1 protein-coding gene is annotated in these 395 nt (G+C 57.7%); it reads right to left on the bottom strand.

Annotation, left to right across the window (positions count from 1 at the left end; all coding sequences use genetic code 11):
- The coding region (locus E4T88_RS19065) for an efflux RND transporter permease subunit (protein ID WP_135107604.1) at window positions 1-395 on the bottom strand (395 nt) is incomplete at both ends.

The following is a 395-nucleotide window of genomic DNA, read 5'->3' on the forward strand; positions in this document are numbered from 1 at the left end:
GGATGCCGATCGGCAGCGTGATGATGGCCACCAGCGCCGAGCGCAAGTGAAACAGGAACAGCGCACAGACCACAGCGACGACAATGAATTCCTCGATCAGCTTTTCTTTCAGGTTGCTCACGGCGCGCTTGATCAGGCTCGACCTATCGTAGGTTGGGACAATCTCGACGCCGGGCGGCAAGCTCGCTTTTAGCTTTTCCAGTTTGACTTTGACGGCATCGATGGTTTCCAGCGCATTTTTTCCGGAACGCATGATAATCACGCCGCCAGCAACTTCGCCCTCGCCATTCAATTCGGCAATCCCGCGCCGCATTTCCGGCCCGATCTGGATGCGCGCGACGTCGCCCAGCCGCACAGATACGCCGGCATCAGACGTCATCAACGGAATCTTACGG

Source organism: Dysgonomonas mossii (assembly GCF_004569505.1).
In the GTDB taxonomy this organism is placed as follows: domain Bacteria; phylum Bacteroidota; class Bacteroidia; order Bacteroidales; family Dysgonomonadaceae; genus Dysgonomonas.